Source organism: Actinoplanes italicus, from assembly GCF_003001815.1.
Taxonomy (GTDB): domain Bacteria; phylum Actinomycetota; class Actinomycetes; order Mycobacteriales; family Micromonosporaceae; genus Actinoplanes; species Actinoplanes italicus.
Genome location: NZ_PVMZ01000012.1, coordinates 97,906 through 112,119 on the forward strand (window position 1 = coordinate 97,906; position 14,214 = coordinate 112,119).

Sequence of the window (14,214 nt, forward strand, 5' to 3'; positions counted from 1 at the left end):
AGGTAAGGCCCGGATGCGGATGCGGTTCACGACGTGGTCGCGCCGGCCGCCCGCCTCTTGGAGAACCAGGTGATCGTCTGATTGACGACCAGGATCAGCACCACGGCGGCGGCCACGCCCTGCCACGGCTCGACGAAGAACGACCCGCCCACCAGGCCGATCGTGGCGTACACCACCGACCACATGACGCAGGCCGGCAGGTTGGCCACCACGAACGTGCGCCAGCCGATCCCGGCGAACGCGGCCGCCAGCAGCACCGGAACCCGGCCGCCGGGTATCAGCCGGGACACCAGCAGAACCTGCACCCGGTTCGTCCGCAGCCGCTCCTTCACGCCGGTGAGGTGGTGCTCGTCGCGCAGCCAGCGCAGCCGGCGGGCCATCTTCTCCCCACCGAACCGGCATATCGCGTACATCACCAGATCGCCGACATAGGCGCCGGCGGCACCCGCCGCGACGACCAGCCCGATCGAGTACGGATGCGCGTGGAACGCGTACGCGGCGGCCGCGCTGACCGCCGCTCCGGTCGGCACCACCGGCACGACCGCGCCGAATGCCACCACCAGGAACAGCCAGCCGGCGGCACCGAGAGTGTCGATCACGCAGCCTGCTCCAGGCCGAGGGTCTCGCCGTGCGCGAGGACCCGGACGCGGCTGTCCGGGGCCGTCCGGGCCGCGAACTCGGCGAACCGGGCGCCCGGCTCGTCGAACATGTGCCGCCGCACCCGGCCCATCCCGATCGGCCACAGGGTGCCGTAGTGCACCGGCACCGCCCAGGACGCCTTCACCCGTCGCAGCGCCTCGGCGCCGTCCCGGGCGTCGAGGTGGCCGTGCGCGCCGAGCGTCGGACCCCAGCCGCCGACCGGGATCAGCGCCAGATCCAGCGGACCCAGGTCGGACATCGCGTCGAACAGGCCGGTGTCACCGGCGTACCAGATCCGCGAGGCGCCCTCGGTGACGAAGCCGACGGCCGCGGCCCGGTCGCGGGACCACGGGCCGCGGCTGCCGTCGTGCCGGGCGGGCACGGCGTGCACGCGGACCCCGCCCACGTCGGTCGAGTCGCCCGGCCCCAGCTCGACGCAGCGTCCGGCGGCCTCCGGCATGGCCCGCGCGGTGAACGCCGCCGCACCGCGCGGCACGATCAGCAGCGGCTCGCCCGGCACCGCCCGCAGCGACGCCACGTGGAAGTGGTCGGCGTGCAGATGCGAGAGAAGGACGGCGTCGGGTGCGCCGGGCAGCCGGGGCGGCGGGCCGGCCATGCGCCGCAGGTGGGCGAGCCGTCCGGTGAGCACCGGGTCGGTCAGCAGGGTCACGCCGGAGTCGGCGAGCCACACCGTGCTGTGCCCCCACCACGTGACCTCGGTCGTGCTCACCTCTTCACGGTACCCAGACGCCGCAGGGCCAAGCCGCACGCGCGGGCGAACGCGTGCTGGAAGGCGACCCCGAACGGTCCGGCCACCCGCATGAGCGTCCCGGCCGGCCGGCTGAACGCGGTGACCGTGAACCACACCCGGTCGTGTTCGTCGCGTTCGACCAGGAACGCCTCCTCACCGATCGCCGGATGGCCGGGGCGCGTGCCGTACGCGAATCCGATCCGATCCCCGTCCTCGACGGTCCAGATCACCTCGCACGGAGCGCGCAGCGGGCCGATCCCCACGGTCAGCAGCACGCCGGGCGAGGCCCGGCCGGCGTCCGCGGTGATCCGGACGCCGATGGCCCGGTGCATCCGGAAACTGAGAACCGCCTCGCCGGCCCTGGCCAGCACGTCCTCACCGGCGCCCAGCAGGGTGCGGTGACGCAGGTGCCGGTAGCCGGCCGGAAGACGACCGGTCCGGGTGAACCCGACATGCGGATAGGTAACTTCGGTCACCCGGACAAGTGTGCCCTTCTTCGACCCGTGCGTGGTGGTCGAGTCGCCGCCGTGACATGACTCCGGCACACTGAGCGACGTGACTGGACCCCGTTCCGCCGTCGTGGTGAACCCCACCAAGGTGGCTGATCTCGATCACTTGCGCCGTACCGTGCACGAGGGTCTGCGCCGGGCCGGGTGGCCGGAGCCGAAGTGGTACGAGACCACCCCGGAGGACCCCGGCCGAGGCCAGGCCAAGCAAGCCGTCGCCGAGGGCGCCGAGCTGGTCTTCGCGTGCGGCGGCGACGGCACCGTGACCGCTGTCGTCACGGCCCTGGCCGGTTCCGGCGTCGCGCTCGCCGTGCTGCCCGCCGGCACCGGCAACCTGCTCGCCGCCAACCTGGGCCTCGGCAACGACCCGGCCACCGGCCTTGAGGTCGCGCTCGAGGGCGGCCGGCGGCGCATCGACGTCGGCGTGATCGACGACCGGTGCTTCGTGGTGATGGCCGGGATGGGCTTCGACGCGCAGATGCTCGAGGACACCTCGGAGAAGGCGAAGAAGCGGATCGGCTGGCTGGCCTACCTGCACGGCGGCGCGAAACACCTGCTGGACCGGCCGATGCGGGTCCGGATCCGGCTGGACGGCGGCCCGCCGATGCCGCGCCGGCCCGCTGCCGTGATCGTCGGCAACGTGGGCCGCCTGCAGGGTGGGGTACGCCTTCTCAAGCGGGCCGAGCCCGACGACGGCCGGCTCAACGTCGCGATCCTCAGCCCCACCAACCTGGCCCACTGGGCGGCCCTGATGTGGGCCGTGGTGAGTCGCCGCGACCGGGTTCCGCTGATGGAGACCTATACCGCATCGCGGGTTGAGATCTACAGCAACCGGGCACAGGCCCGTCAGCTCGACGGTGACAACATCGCCCCGGGCAAGGTCATGAAGATCCACGTCCGGCCGAAGGCGCTGCTGCTCTGCGTGCCGCAGCCGGACGCCGACCCGGACCTGGCGTACGACGCCCGCGCGGCCGCCCGCCGTGCCGAGCCGGTCAGGGAAGCGGCTGAGGAGAAGGCTTGAGCAGTACCGAACCGGTTCCCGAGACCCGGATGATGCCGGGTGACAAGCTGTCGGCCGACGATGCCTTCCACGCGCTCTGGCACTACGGGCGCTGGCCCCTGCTGCACGACGCGTTCGTCAGGTTCCGCTACGGCGACGGGTTCAGTCACTCGAGGGCGTTCGCGTTCCAGCTGTGCCTCGCGATCGTGCCGTTCCTGATCGCCCTCTCCGGCCTCGCCACCGACCTCGGTGTGGAGGACGGCGGGCGGATCGTCGCGGACACCGTCATCGCGCTCACCCCGGGTGCGAGCGAGCCGCTGGTCGCCGAGCTGCTGATCGACGACGACCGTACCGAGGAGGCGGGTGAGCTGGCCCTCGCCCTCGGTCTGATCACCGGCCTGTTCGCGCTGACCAGCGCGATGGCGCAGATCGAGCGGGGCGCCAACCGCATCTACGGTGTCGAGCGCGACCGCCCTGCCCTGCGCAAGTACGCGCGGGCCACCGTGCTGGCACTGATCGCCGGGCTGCCCGCGCTGTTCGGGTTCCTGCTGCTGGTGGCCGGCCGGGCCGCCGGTGACTCCGCTCAGGAGCATCTGGCGCTCAGTCACGGCCTGCGAGTGGCCTGGGACGTGGTCCGCTGGCCGCTGAGCCTCGTGCTGATCATCTTCGCGGTGGGCCTGCTGTTCCGGCACTCGGTGCGCCGCAACCAGCCGGCCCTGTCCTGGCTGCTGTTCGGCGCGGTGGTCTCGACCGTGCTGTGGTGGCTGGCGAGCCTGCTGCTGGCCGGCTACATCAGGTTCAGTGAGGGCTTCGGCGCCACGTACGGCCCCCTCACCGCGATGATGGCGCTGCTGCTCTGGGCCAACCTCACCGGGATCGCGATCTTCCTCGGCCTGGCCTTCGCCGCCCAGCTGGAGGCCCGCCGGGTGGGCGTGCAGAGGCCCGCGCTGGAGGACGTCTGGGAACCGGACATCCCGGCACAACGGGAACCCGGTGTATCCGCGGAGCCGTCCGGGTAAGAACGGCGCACCCCCGAGAACCTCAGGAGTGCGCCGTGACCGACAACCGAACCGGCTGGGCGCCGGTCAGACATTTCGCCGAACGCAGCGTGCTGGGTCTGGCCGCCGTGACGGCGGTCGGCCTCGCCTTCGGCACTCTGCTGCTGCTCGTGCGATTCCACTGGCAGCCGCTGCTCGATCTGGACCGGTCGGTCACCGACGGCCTGAACCGCTGGGCGTCCGGCTCGGAGACGATCGTGGCGGTGCTGCAGCAGATCTCCTCGTTCGGCGGGCGCGGCACCCTGATCCCGCTCGTGGCGCTGGTCGTCGTGATGCTGCTGATCCGGCGCCGCCCCCGCCCGGCGCTCTACCTGGTGGTGACCGGCCTCGGTGCGCTGATCCTGGACCCGTCGCTGAAGGCGCTGATCGGCCGGCTGCGTCCGGTGGTGGAGGTGCCGGTCGCGTCGGCTCCGGGCAACAGCTTCCCGAGCGGGCACTCCCTCGGCTCGATGGTCGTCTACGGGATGATCGTGCTGGTGTTCCTCCCGGCGATGCGCCGGAGGTGGCGGCCGTGGTTCATCGGGCTGGCCGCGCTGATCGTCGCGGCGGTCGGGTTCACCCGGGTCGCGCTCGGTGTGCACTTCCTCTCCGACGTGATCGGCGGATGGCTGCTCGGCGTGGCCTGGATCAGCGTCACGGCGTACGCCTTCCGGATCTGGCGCCGCGAAGCGGGTCGCCCCGTGCCGTCGCTGACCGACGGCCTGGAGCCGGAGGCCGGACCGGACCTGCGCCCCGCCCCCGCCGAGGGCGCCGTCCTGCCGCACCCGTGGGCCAAGGGCGCCGAGATCCTGGTCGGCTGGGTCTTCGTGTTCGGCCTGCTCTACCTGCTCGGATACTCGGTCAACCGCTGGGAGCCGTCGTTCGACGACGGTGTGCCGCGCTGGCTGCAGACGTTCCGCACGCCCGGCCTCGACCACCTGAGCTGGCTGGCGAGCAAGGCCGGTGACACGCACGCCATCCTGATCATCTCGCTGATCTTCTGCCCGCTGGCGCTGGCCCTGTGGCGGCAGTGGCGGCCGGTCCTCTTCCTGGCCCTCACCATGGTGGGCGAGCTGACCCTCTTCCTCTGCGCGGCGGCCTCGGTCGGCCGGGAGCGCCCGTCGGTCGAGCAGCTCGACGGTCAGATGCCGACCTCGTCGTTCCCGTCCGGGCACATCGCCGCGACCATGTGCCTCTGGGCGGCCATCGCGATCATCGTGATGGCCCGGGTCCGGCAGCCGTGGCGCTGGATCTTCCCGGCGCTCGCCGTGATCATGCCGTTCATCGTGGCGCTGTCCCGGATGTACCGCGGCATGCACCACCCGACCGACGTCCTCGGCGCGACCCTGCTGACGGCCGCCTGGCTGACGGTCCTCTGGTTCACCGTCCGGCCCAACGCGCACGCCGAGACCGCGTCCGAGGCGGCCGAGGAGGCCGAGGAGGCCACCCACGGCCGGAGTCCGGCGGTGGTCGGATGACGCTGCGGCTGATGACCTGGAACATCAAGAACGGCGGCGGCGACCGACTGCCGGAGATCATCCGGGTCATCAACCGTGAGCAGCCCGACGTCCTCTGCCTTCAAGAGCTACAACATTTCCAGCGGTACGGCGCAAGCCGGCTCCGTGAGTTGTCCGAGGCGACCGGGATGACCGCCCATCTGGCCCGCTCGGTGCTCGCCCAGCCGGTCGCCGTCCTGGTGCGGCCCCCGCTGCGGATCCGGCGACGCTCGTCGGTGAGCTGGCGGCTGCATCACGCGGCGGCAGTGGTCGTGGCCGACACCGCGGCCGGTCCGCTGACCGTGGTGAGCGCCCACCTCAACCCGTTCTCGCCGTACCGCCGCTACCGCGAGGCCACCTGGCTGGCCGCGCGGTACGGCTCGGCCCGGCACATGGTCCTGATCGCCGGCGACATGAACGGCCTCGACCCGGACGGCGACCACTCCGCCACGCTCGACGCCGTCCACTCGCTGTACCGGCAGCGCCACCTCGGGCCGGACGGCTCGCCGGACACCCGCGCGGTGGCCGCGTTCCGGGAGTCCGGGTTCACCGACCTGTGGCAGGCCGTGGGGGAGGGCGACGGCCGGACCGTCCCGACCGGGTTCGCCGGCCGCGAGTTCGGCACGATGCGCCTGGACTACCTGCTGGCCAGCCCACCCCTGGCCGCCCGTGTGAAGCACGCCCGGGTGATCCGCGACGAGGTGACCGACCACGCCTCCGACCACTACCCGGTGCTCGTCGGCACCGACCTGTAGAACTCCGGCTGTGCCGCACCGCTGTCTCGCGCGGGATGGGACAGCGGTACGACGCAGCCGGACTCTAGGCTCGTGACATGACGATCGATTTCCCGTCGCCCACCGTCCCGGCCGCGAACCGCGCCGAGGTGTTCACCGGCTACCTGGACTACTTCCGGGAGACCCTGATCGCGAAGACCGCCGCGCTGCCCGGGTCCGACTTGCGCACGAGCCGCCTGCCGTCCGGCTGGACACCCCTGGAACTGCTCAAACATCTGCGGTACGTGGAACGCCGCTGGATCGAGTGGGGCTTCGAGGGCCGGGCCGTCGACGCGCCGTGGGGCGACCAGCGCGACGAACGCTGGTACGTCGGTGACGCGGAGACGCTGGAGCAGCTGACCGCCGAGCTGCGCTCCCAGGGCGAATACACCACCGCGGCGATCACGGGCAACGACCTGGACACGGTCGGCAAGCCCGGCCCGCGCTGGGGCGGCGGCGATCCGGCCACCCTGGAGCGGGTCTGCTTCCACCTGGTCCAGGAGTACGCCCGCCACACCGGCCACCTCGACATCGTCGCCGAGCTGGCCGGTGTGGCCACGGGCGAGTGAATGGACCACCGGCTGTCTCAGCCGCGCTGAGACAGCGGTACGACACAGCCGGTGGTCTTCAGCCGGTGACGACGCGGTCGCGGCCGGAGCGCTTGGCGGCGTAGAGGTTGCGGTCGGCCGCGGACCACAGCGCGGTGAAGGTGCTCTGGCCCTCCGGAGCCGTGACGACCCCGATGCTCGTGGTCACCTGCAGCGCCCCGGTGATCGGCTCCCAGCCGTGTGCCCGGATCCGCAGCCGCAGCCGCTCGCAGCGGGCCGTCGCCTCCTCCGCGTCCACACCCGGATAGACCAGCAGGAACTCCTCGCCACCCATCCGGGCCGCGATCGCCGAGCCGGGCGCGGCCTCCTCCAGCAGCTCGGCGACGTGCTGCAGCACGGTGTCACCGGTGGCGTGCGACAGTGTGTCGTTGATCCGCTTGAAGTGGTCCAGGTCGACGATCGCCAGCGACACCGGGCGGCGGCGGGCGGCCGACTCCAGCAGCAGGGCCGGTACCCGCTCGTTGACGTAACGCCGGTTGTATAGGCCGGTCAGCGCGTCCCGGTGGGCCATCTCCCGGAAGTGCTCGCTGGCCTGGCGCGCCTCGTTCGCCTCCAGGACCGCCTGCAGGGCACTGGCCCGGGTCTCGCGCTGGACCGAGTGCAGAGCGGTGGCCTCGGCATGAAAGGCACGATGCTCCTCGTACGCCTCCGCGAACCGCCCGGTCGCCGCGTACAGGGCGGCCTGCTCCTGCCGGACCTGGGCGCTGAGCCGGCCCAGGTTGCGTTCGGTGCACAGTTTGCGGGTCGCGTCGAGGGCCTCCTGGGCGGCGTCGTACCGTCCGGCCGCCCGCCGGGACTGGGCCAGGGTGAGCTGGCACTCGGCCACCGCGTCACCCTCGTTGGCCTCGACCAGATCGGCCAGCACCGGGGAGAGCAGTTCCTCGACGGCGTCGTAGCGGCTGCCCATCAGCTCGACCTGGGCCATCGTGTCCAGCTCGTTGGCGGAGAACCGGTAGCCGACCCGCGCCTGCAGGTCGCGCATCTGCCCGACCAGCATCCGGGCCTCGGGCTCGTCACCGATCTCCACGGCGGAGTACGCCATGTTGTTGAGCACCGAAGCGGTCATCTCGTGGTCGCCGGCCTCGGCCGTCAGGACCAGCGCCTCCTGGTAGCGGCGCCGGCCGTCGTCGTACGCCCCGGTGTCGTCCAGCGCGACCGCGAGCGTGGTCAGGTGCCGGGCCCGCAGGTTCGGCGGCACGTCGTCGGTGAGGAACGTGATGCTCTGCACCGCGTGGGTCAGCGCGTCGGAGAAGTCGCCCAGGTGCCGGCAGAAGACCGACAGCTCCCGGTGGGCACGAGCCAGCAGGTAGCGGCTCTCGTGCTCCTCGGCCCAGACGCGTACCTGGTGGGCCAGTCGGCCGCCCTCGCCGGTCCTGCCCTTGCGCAGCAGGACACCGGCCTGGAGCAGCATGGCCCGCTGGACGATCTCCTCGGCGCCCAGCTCGGCGGCACGTGCGCGCAGCTCACCGGCGGGCTCCCAGAGGGTACGGAACTCCGACGGTGGCCGTCCCTCGAGTTCCGTCAGAGCGGATTCGAGGACGCCGAACTCGTGATGAGGTTCGGTGGGCACACGGCTCGCCGTTTCCGTCGTCACTGTCCCTGCCTTCCTGTAGGCCATGCCTGCGACACGACCGGCAACCGCCGTGACGACCTACGGTCCGGTGCCCCGGTAGCCGCCCGGGTCCCGCCCGGTTGCGGAACGGTTGCACCGGTGAGCGCGGTCACCTGCGGGTGCAGACCGGGACCGCCGCGGCGGTCCCACCCCCGTTGGCGCGTACCGCGACCGTGATGCAGTAGTTGTGCTGTTCGCCGAGGCTGTAGACGACGTAGTCGGTGGCGCCGGCGGGAAGTTCGGCCACGGTCACCGGGGGCCGGTCGGTTCGGGCCACGGTGATCACCACCTCGCCGCGTGCGTCACGCGGGTAGACCCACTGCAGGGACACGCTCGGACCGTCGTCGCGTAGCCGTACGTCCGACGGGGCGCCCGGATCGGCGGTGGCGGTCAGCGGCTGGGCGCCCGCTGCCGACGGCTGCACCGGTGCCGTCGTCGCGCCGTCGGCGCCGGGCAGCGTCACGATCACCACCGCGGCGGCGGCCGCGACCCCGCCGGCCAGCACGGCGGCCAGCAGCAGCGGATGCAGGCCCCGGGACCGTTCGGGCCGCTCGGTGCGCACCGGCAGCCGCCGCGAGTTCGGCGGATCGGTGAGCGTGCCGGTCGGGGCCGTGCCGATCGGCAGAGGCCGGCCGTCCTCGCCGTAGTCCGGCGCCCGATTGCCGGGCAGCGGTGGCGGCGTGTCGGCGCGGGCGTGCCGGCCGGTCGGGTCGCCGGGCAGCCGGTGCACGTCGCTGAGATAGAGCGGCTGCTGGTAGACGGTCCCGTTGGGATCGGTGGACCGGTTGTCCGGCGACGGAAGATCGTCGTAGAAGTCGTCGGACGGCACCGGGTAGACGGTGCCGCTGGGGTCGGTGGGCCGGTCGTCCGGCGGTGGCTGGCCGGGCGCGTCGGCCGGGAACGCGGCCGGACGGGTGCCGGTCGTGTCCGTGACGGTGGGACGGCGCGGGAACGGGCGGAACGGCTTGCCACCGGTGGTGTCCCGCCCGTTTCCGCAGGTGTGCCGCCCGGACGGCTGGCCGGACACCAGCGCGGCGGCCTGCCGGGCCAGCGGATGATCGGCCGACAGGTAGCGGGCGCTGAGCTCGCTCGCCAGGGTCAGATGCTCCAGTGCCTCCGCGTCCCGGCCGCAGTCGCGTTCCATCGCACCGAGCCTGGCCAGCATCTTGATCCCGGCCGGGGCCGCGTCGCCGTGCACCCGGCTGTGCCGCCGCCAGGCGCGGGCCAGCCGGGACCGGGCGGTCGAGCAGTGACCGGCCGCGTGCTCGGCGGTCGCGAGGTCGGCCTCGGCGGCCAGGACGCGTGGTGAGTCCGGACCGTCCAGCAGTGCCAGCTCGCCGACCAGGTCGTGATAGACCGACGAGGCCCGGCCGTGCTGGCCGATCCGCTGCAGAACCGCCGCGTGCATGGCGGCCGCCGCGATGGTGCGCTCGTCGCGCCGGCCGTGCAGGCGTTCCTCGGCCGAGTGCGCGAACGCGGCCCAGAGCCGGGCCGACTCCGGGTCGCCGAGGGCGATCAGGACGCGGGCGTGCAGAGCGGCGGCCACCGCGAGGTCGGGGGTGGCGCGGCGAGGATCGGCGTCGGCGGTCCGCAGGACGTCGTCGAGGACGGCCCGGGCGCCCGCGAGATCACCGGACGACGACAGGGTCTGTGCCTGAGCGGTCACTTCGGCGAGCGGAGGGGCCATGTATCCCATAGTGCGCAACTGAACACCCTGGGTACAAGTTTCCGGTACCGAAGTGGACAGGTGTAGAAACACGGGTGTGTCCCCGATCGCGACCGTGAAACGTGAGCTCCTCGTCCGCCACCTGCAGGCCTGGGCCGCCGCAGCGCTGCACCGCGCCCGGCGTGCCACCTATGTGCACGGCTACGCCGACGGCGACGGCGGGGAGGCTGCCGAGACCGCGGTGCGGGTCCTGGCCGATCTGCCCGACCTGACCCGGGGGCGGGAACTGTCCATGGTGGCGGTCGGCGACGACGTCACCGAGGTCGGGCGGCGGCTCACCGCGGCACAGCGGGACGCCGGAGCGGGGGCCGGACTCGCGGTGCTTCCGGTCGGCGGCGGTACGGACGAGCGGCTTCCGGTCGCGCTGAAGGCGGCCGGCGCGTCACGCGTACCGCTGATGGGTTTTCTCGATGCGACGACCGCGGGGGAACCGCCCGCGGTGACCACCGTCGCCGCGATCGCCGCCGGCAAGCCTGCCGACGTCCTTATGGCGCTGCCTCCCGGCAGCCCCGTCGACCCCTATCGGAGTCTGGGATTCCCGCTGGTCACGGCCGCGGAATTGGCCATCGGGCCGGAGCCCGGCGAGGTGGTGGCCTTTGCCACCACCTCGGCGAAGAGTCTGGAGAGCTTCAAGGAGGCGCTCTGGGCGGTCGATGAATTCGCGGGGGTACGCCTCCGCGATCCCGCCGATCCGGAACGACACCTGATCGACATCTCACTGAACCCGCATCCCGGACCGCTGCGGCGCGAACTGCTCGCGCACCTGGCCGGGACCGGCTCGGCGACGGTGACCGAGTTGCGCACCTTCGCGCTCACCGAAACCGTCTACCGGGCCGCCGACGCCACCCGGGTGCTGCACGCACTGGTCGACACCGGCGCCGTCCGCCGGGAGCCCGCACACGGCAGGCTCGGCGGCGACGTCGTCATCTCGCTATGAGCGCGACTTGTCCTGCTTCCACGACAGGGGGCCGGGCAGGTCGACGCGGTGCGCGCGGGTCCGCGAGTTCCAGGACCAACGCCCGATCTTGAGGCTCCAGGACGAGTAGCCGTTCTCGGTGAAGTTCAGGACCAGCGGCCCGATCTTCTTCCGGCTGCGGTAGACGATGCCCATTGGAACTTCTCCCATCTAAGTTCTGATGGGCCGGAGAGTTCCCGATGGCGTCAATCCACAAACGTCAGCGTGGCTGCCAGGCGTCCGGGCGGGTGGTCAGCTTGCGCACGTGCGCCGGCATCCGCCCGGAGATCAGCTCGGCGAGGCTCACCTCGTCGAGCACCTCACGGACCGCGGCGCGTACGGCCACCCACAGGTTCGGCAGGTTCTCCGCCGCTCCCGTGTACTGCGTCTCCTCCGGACGGAGGCCGCGCACACCGGCCAGCGGACCGTCGACGGCCCGGATGATCTGGCCGATCGTGACGTCCCGTGGTGGGTGCGACAGCGTGTAACCGCCCTCGGCACCGCGTTGGGCCCGGACCACGCCGGCGCGGCGCAGGTCGGCGAGCACTGCCTCGAGGAACTTCCGAGGCATGTCTTGTTCTTGGGCAATGGCCTGGGCGGACATCAGTGCGGGGTAGGCCTGCGCCAAACTGAGGGCTGCCCGGACCGCGTAGTCACCGCGCGCGGAGATCTGCACCTGACTATCATGCCCCGCCCGCGCATCCCGGATGCACATACCCCAGGGAGTTGTGGGGATTAGCCCCATTGGCGAGGGAGAGAGGGGCTACTCCGAGGGGTGGCGTTGCCCCGGGATGCCGCTCGGAGCACCGGCCGTGAACCTCGCCCGGAACTGCCCCGGACTCAGCCCCGTCTCCCGATGGAAGAACCGGCCGAAGTTCGTCGGCTCACCGAACCCCAGCACCCGGCCCACCTCGGCGACCGACAGCGGCGTCGCGGCGAGCAGCCGCCGCGCCTGCAGTGCCACCCGATCGTCGACGACCTGCTTGGCGGTCCGGCCGGTGAGGGCGAGGCTGGCCCTGGTCAGGGTGCGGACGGAGCAGCCCAGCTCGGCCGCGTAGTCCTCGACCCGCCGGGTCTGCGGGTAGCCCTCCTCCAGGCGGCGCTGGAACCGCTCGAAGGTCCGCCCCTCGACCTGACCGACCGGGTCGATCGGCGGCTCGGTCGTGCGGATCCGCAGCAGCACCGCGGCCAGCTGATGCCGCAGCAGGGCAGCGGTGACCGCACCCGGCTCGCCCTCGGAGTCGGCGGCCAGATGGGTGAGGGCGTCCCGGAAGACCTGTGGATCGGACGGGGTGAGTGGCGTCCGGGCCGGTCCGGTGGGATCGTCCGGAACCAGGCCGGGCAGTTCCTCCGGCCCGAACAACCCCGGGCGGAAGACGACCGCGATCGTGTCGCCCGGTGGCTCGCCGAATCGCACCGCCTGCCCCGGACGGATCCAGAGCAGCGTGCCCGGCCCGCACACGTGTTCGTCGAAGTCGACCTCGGCGAACAGCGGTCCGGAGGTGGTGAGGACGAGAGCGTGAACGCTCAGCAGACCGGTGGCGGCTCCGGCGGCCACCGGCAGGACGCAGCCGATGATCCCCGACCAGTCCGGTGGAAGACGGGTCGGTGTCGGCTCGGTGTGTTGAATGAGTGCTGACATCGCGCCTGACGGTAGTCGTCGATGGACTTCAGCGCATCCACTAGCGCACCGACTGAGGTAAATGTCCGATTTCCTGCTCGGTATTCGCTATACGTCCGATTCCGATTTCTTTTCGGAGATCGACTATTTTTCAGGATAAAGGGCGACCCGCGCGGACCGGCAGTGTCCGCGCGGGTCGCCCTGACTCGCTGATGTGCTCCGGCGCTATCGGCCCGCCAGCAGCCGGTTGACCGCCGCGTCGACGTCCAGGTGGTCGGACTCCCGGCCGCGGGGCACCACCACATAGGTGCGCCGCAGGAAGCGGACCAGGACGCTGCGCGGCACCTCGAACAGCGCGTTCCCGTCGGGTGACGACAGTGCCAGTGCGACGAAATCGCCCCGCGGAGTGGCCCACGGCCACACCCGGACGTCGCCGATCCCGGCCGGCTCGTCGAGCCCGGTCACGAGCAGTTCCCGCGCAAAGGACCAGCTCACGGCTTCCCCACCGGCTGATTCTGCGTGGAACAACACGTGGACCGCATACGGGTCGGCTGGGTCGTAGCGGAGACTGGCGCGTACCGGCAGTGCCGTCGCGTCAGGCGCTACGAGCCGCAGCGAGGTTTCGACCTCGACGGTCGTTGGACGAATGGTACTCATGGACGAACTCCCCCCGGCACCGCTGCGAGGCTGGTGAACCCCGCGGTTCCCATACTCAGGTGATCCTTGTAGTTACGCTCCGCCATACGCTGATCTCACCCAGTAGTGGGAAGGGGGTTCGGAAAACCCTTCCGCACAGGACACGAAGCGATATCTTGTCCTGTTCTGCCCATGTACTCGGTTGTTCCCGGCGTCAGTGGTCCAGCAGTTGACTTACTCCGGTAACGTCCATTCCTCCCGGGTAGTGACGGGGCTCCCGGACACTGGGGGATGAAATGGGCTTAAAACCGGACGGCGGGGTTCTCAGACGTGCGTGTGCTTGACCGTATCCGGTCCAACTCGACCGGCAGGGTCGCTCTCAAGATCGGCATCGGCATTCTCGGCGGCATCGTCGTCGCGGTGGGGCTCCTGCTGCTTGTCTTCCCCGGTCCCGGCTGGCCGATCATCTTCGCCGGCCTCGCCATCTGGGCCATCGAGTTCGCGTGGGCCAAGCATCTGCTGACCTATGCCAAGCGGCACGTCACCAACTGGACCCACTGGGTCGGCCGGCAGACCCTGCTGGTCCGTGGCGTGATCGCCGTACTCAGCATGATCTTCCTGACCGCCCTTGTCTGGGCATCCGTCAAGCTCAGCTTCGACGTCGACCTGCTCCAGGTCTGCCTCGACATCGTCGACAAGTGGTGACCCCTGGTTCGCGGCAGCGGGCCGTCGTCTAGTAGAGTTCTATCTCGTTGAGGGCGATTAGCTCAGCGGGAGAGCGCTCCGTTCACACCGGAGAGGTCACTGGTTCGATCCCAGTATCGCCCACATAGCATCTAGCTGCGAAAACACCC

General features: G+C 71.4%; 16 protein-coding genes and 1 tRNA gene. 8 read left to right on the forward strand and 9 right to left on the reverse strand.

Annotated elements, in window-relative coordinates; translation table 11 throughout:
- Positions 1-26: 26 nt before the first annotated feature.
- The 3 genes from CLV67_RS27525 to CLV67_RS27535 are packed head-to-tail and all read right to left on the reverse strand — an operon-like array spanning position 27 to position 1,866.
- Positions 27-599: a DedA family protein gene (locus tag CLV67_RS27525; RefSeq protein ID WP_239166585.1), complete on the reverse strand. Its 573-nt coding sequence runs from the start codon at positions 597-599 to the stop codon at positions 27-29.
- The gene (locus CLV67_RS27530) at positions 596-1,369 is read right to left on the reverse strand and encodes an MBL fold metallo-hydrolase (protein WP_106323382.1); all 774 of its coding nucleotides are present in this window, start codon (positions 1,367-1,369) and stop codon (positions 596-598) included. Before CLV67_RS27530 ends, CLV67_RS27525 begins: the two co-directional genes overlap by 4 nt.
- Positions 1,366-1,866: a DUF1990 domain-containing protein gene (locus CLV67_RS27535; RefSeq protein ID WP_106323384.1), complete on the reverse strand. Its 501-nt coding sequence runs from the start codon at positions 1,864-1,866 to the stop codon at positions 1,366-1,368. Before CLV67_RS27535 ends, CLV67_RS27530 begins: the two co-directional genes overlap by 4 nt.
- 79 nt (positions 1,867-1,945) lie before the next feature.
- Here CLV67_RS27535 and CLV67_RS27540 point away from each other — a divergent pair, with 79 nt between their 5' ends.
- The 5 genes from CLV67_RS27540 (at position 1,946) to CLV67_RS27560 (ending at position 6,771) form a co-directional block, all read left to right on the forward strand.
- On the forward strand, positions 1,946-2,917 hold the full coding sequence (locus CLV67_RS27540; protein ID WP_106323386.1) for a diacylglycerol/lipid kinase family protein: 972 nt from the start codon (positions 1,946-1,948) through the stop codon (positions 2,915-2,917).
- On the forward strand, positions 2,914-3,915 hold the full coding sequence (locus CLV67_RS27545; RefSeq protein WP_106323388.1) for a YihY/virulence factor BrkB family protein: 1,002 nt from the start codon (positions 2,914-2,916) through the stop codon (positions 3,913-3,915). The genes CLV67_RS27540 and CLV67_RS27545 overlap by 4 nt, the downstream gene beginning before the upstream one ends.
- A gap of 35 nt (positions 3,916-3,950) precedes the next feature.
- Entirely contained in the window at positions 3,951-5,411 is a 1,461-nt protein-coding gene (locus CLV67_RS27550) for a phosphatase PAP2 family protein (RefSeq protein ID WP_106323390.1), read from the forward strand.
- Positions 5,408-6,184 carry an endonuclease/exonuclease/phosphatase family protein gene (locus CLV67_RS27555; RefSeq protein ID WP_106323392.1) on the forward strand — a complete coding sequence of 259 codons (777 nt, stop codon included), beginning with the start codon at positions 5,408-5,410 and terminating at the stop codon, positions 6,182-6,184. The genes CLV67_RS27550 and CLV67_RS27555 overlap by 4 nt, the downstream gene beginning before the upstream one ends.
- Before the next feature lie 77 nt (positions 6,185-6,261).
- Entirely contained in the window at positions 6,262-6,771 is a 510-nt protein-coding gene (locus CLV67_RS27560) for a mycothiol transferase (RefSeq protein WP_106323394.1), read from the forward strand.
- A 58-nt stretch (positions 6,772-6,829) separates the two neighbouring features.
- On the opposite strand, the gene CLV67_RS27565 is transcribed toward CLV67_RS27560, so the two are convergent.
- Together CLV67_RS27565 and CLV67_RS27570 are read right to left on the reverse strand one after the other, a co-directional pair.
- Positions 6,830-8,404, reverse strand: a complete 1,575-nt coding sequence (locus tag CLV67_RS27565; protein WP_249037970.1) for a GGDEF domain-containing protein — start codon at positions 8,402-8,404, stop codon at positions 6,830-6,832.
- Between the two features lie 127 nt (positions 8,405-8,531).
- Complete coding sequence (locus tag CLV67_RS27570) at positions 8,532-10,109, reverse strand: fibronectin type III domain-containing protein (protein ID WP_239166587.1); 1,578 nt, start codon at positions 10,107-10,109, stop codon at positions 8,532-8,534.
- Between the two features lie 94 nt (positions 10,110-10,203).
- Between CLV67_RS27570 and CLV67_RS27575 the strand changes: the two genes are divergently transcribed.
- Complete coding sequence (locus tag CLV67_RS27575; protein ID WP_239166588.1) at positions 10,204-11,085, forward strand: hypothetical protein; 882 nt, start codon at positions 10,204-10,206, stop codon at positions 11,083-11,085.
- Here the strand turns inward: CLV67_RS27575 and CLV67_RS27580 are convergent.
- From CLV67_RS27580 to CLV67_RS27595, 4 genes are all read right to left on the reverse strand, one after another.
- Entirely contained in the window at positions 11,080-11,259 is a 180-nt protein-coding gene (locus tag CLV67_RS27580) for a DUF4236 domain-containing protein (RefSeq protein WP_106323402.1), read from the reverse strand. The genes CLV67_RS27575 and CLV67_RS27580 overlap by 6 nt on opposite strands.
- Before the next feature lie 64 nt (positions 11,260-11,323).
- The gene (locus tag CLV67_RS27585) at positions 11,324-11,848 is read right to left on the reverse strand and encodes an RrF2 family transcriptional regulator (protein ID WP_307833883.1); all 525 of its coding nucleotides are present in this window, start codon (positions 11,846-11,848) and stop codon (positions 11,324-11,326) included.
- 18 nt (positions 11,849-11,866) lie between these two features.
- Positions 11,867-12,745, reverse strand: a complete 879-nt coding sequence (locus tag CLV67_RS27590; RefSeq protein WP_106323406.1) for an AraC family transcriptional regulator — start codon at positions 12,743-12,745, stop codon at positions 11,867-11,869.
- Positions 12,746-12,949: 204 nt separating this feature from the next.
- The gene (locus CLV67_RS27595) at positions 12,950-13,381 is read right to left on the reverse strand and encodes an SsgA family sporulation/cell division regulator (RefSeq protein ID WP_014446635.1); all 432 of its coding nucleotides are present in this window, start codon (positions 13,379-13,381) and stop codon (positions 12,950-12,952) included.
- 309 nt (positions 13,382-13,690) lie between these two features.
- On the opposite strand from CLV67_RS27595, the gene CLV67_RS27600 reads away from it, so the two are divergent.
- A complete protein-coding gene (locus CLV67_RS27600; RefSeq protein WP_106323408.1) occupies positions 13,691-14,065 on the forward strand; it encodes a TIGR02611 family protein in 375 nt (124 codons plus the stop codon).
- Between the two features lie 51 nt (positions 14,066-14,116).
- A tRNA-Val gene (locus CLV67_RS27605) sits at positions 14,117-14,188 on the forward strand.
- The last annotated feature ends 26 nt before the right edge of the window (positions 14,189-14,214 follow it).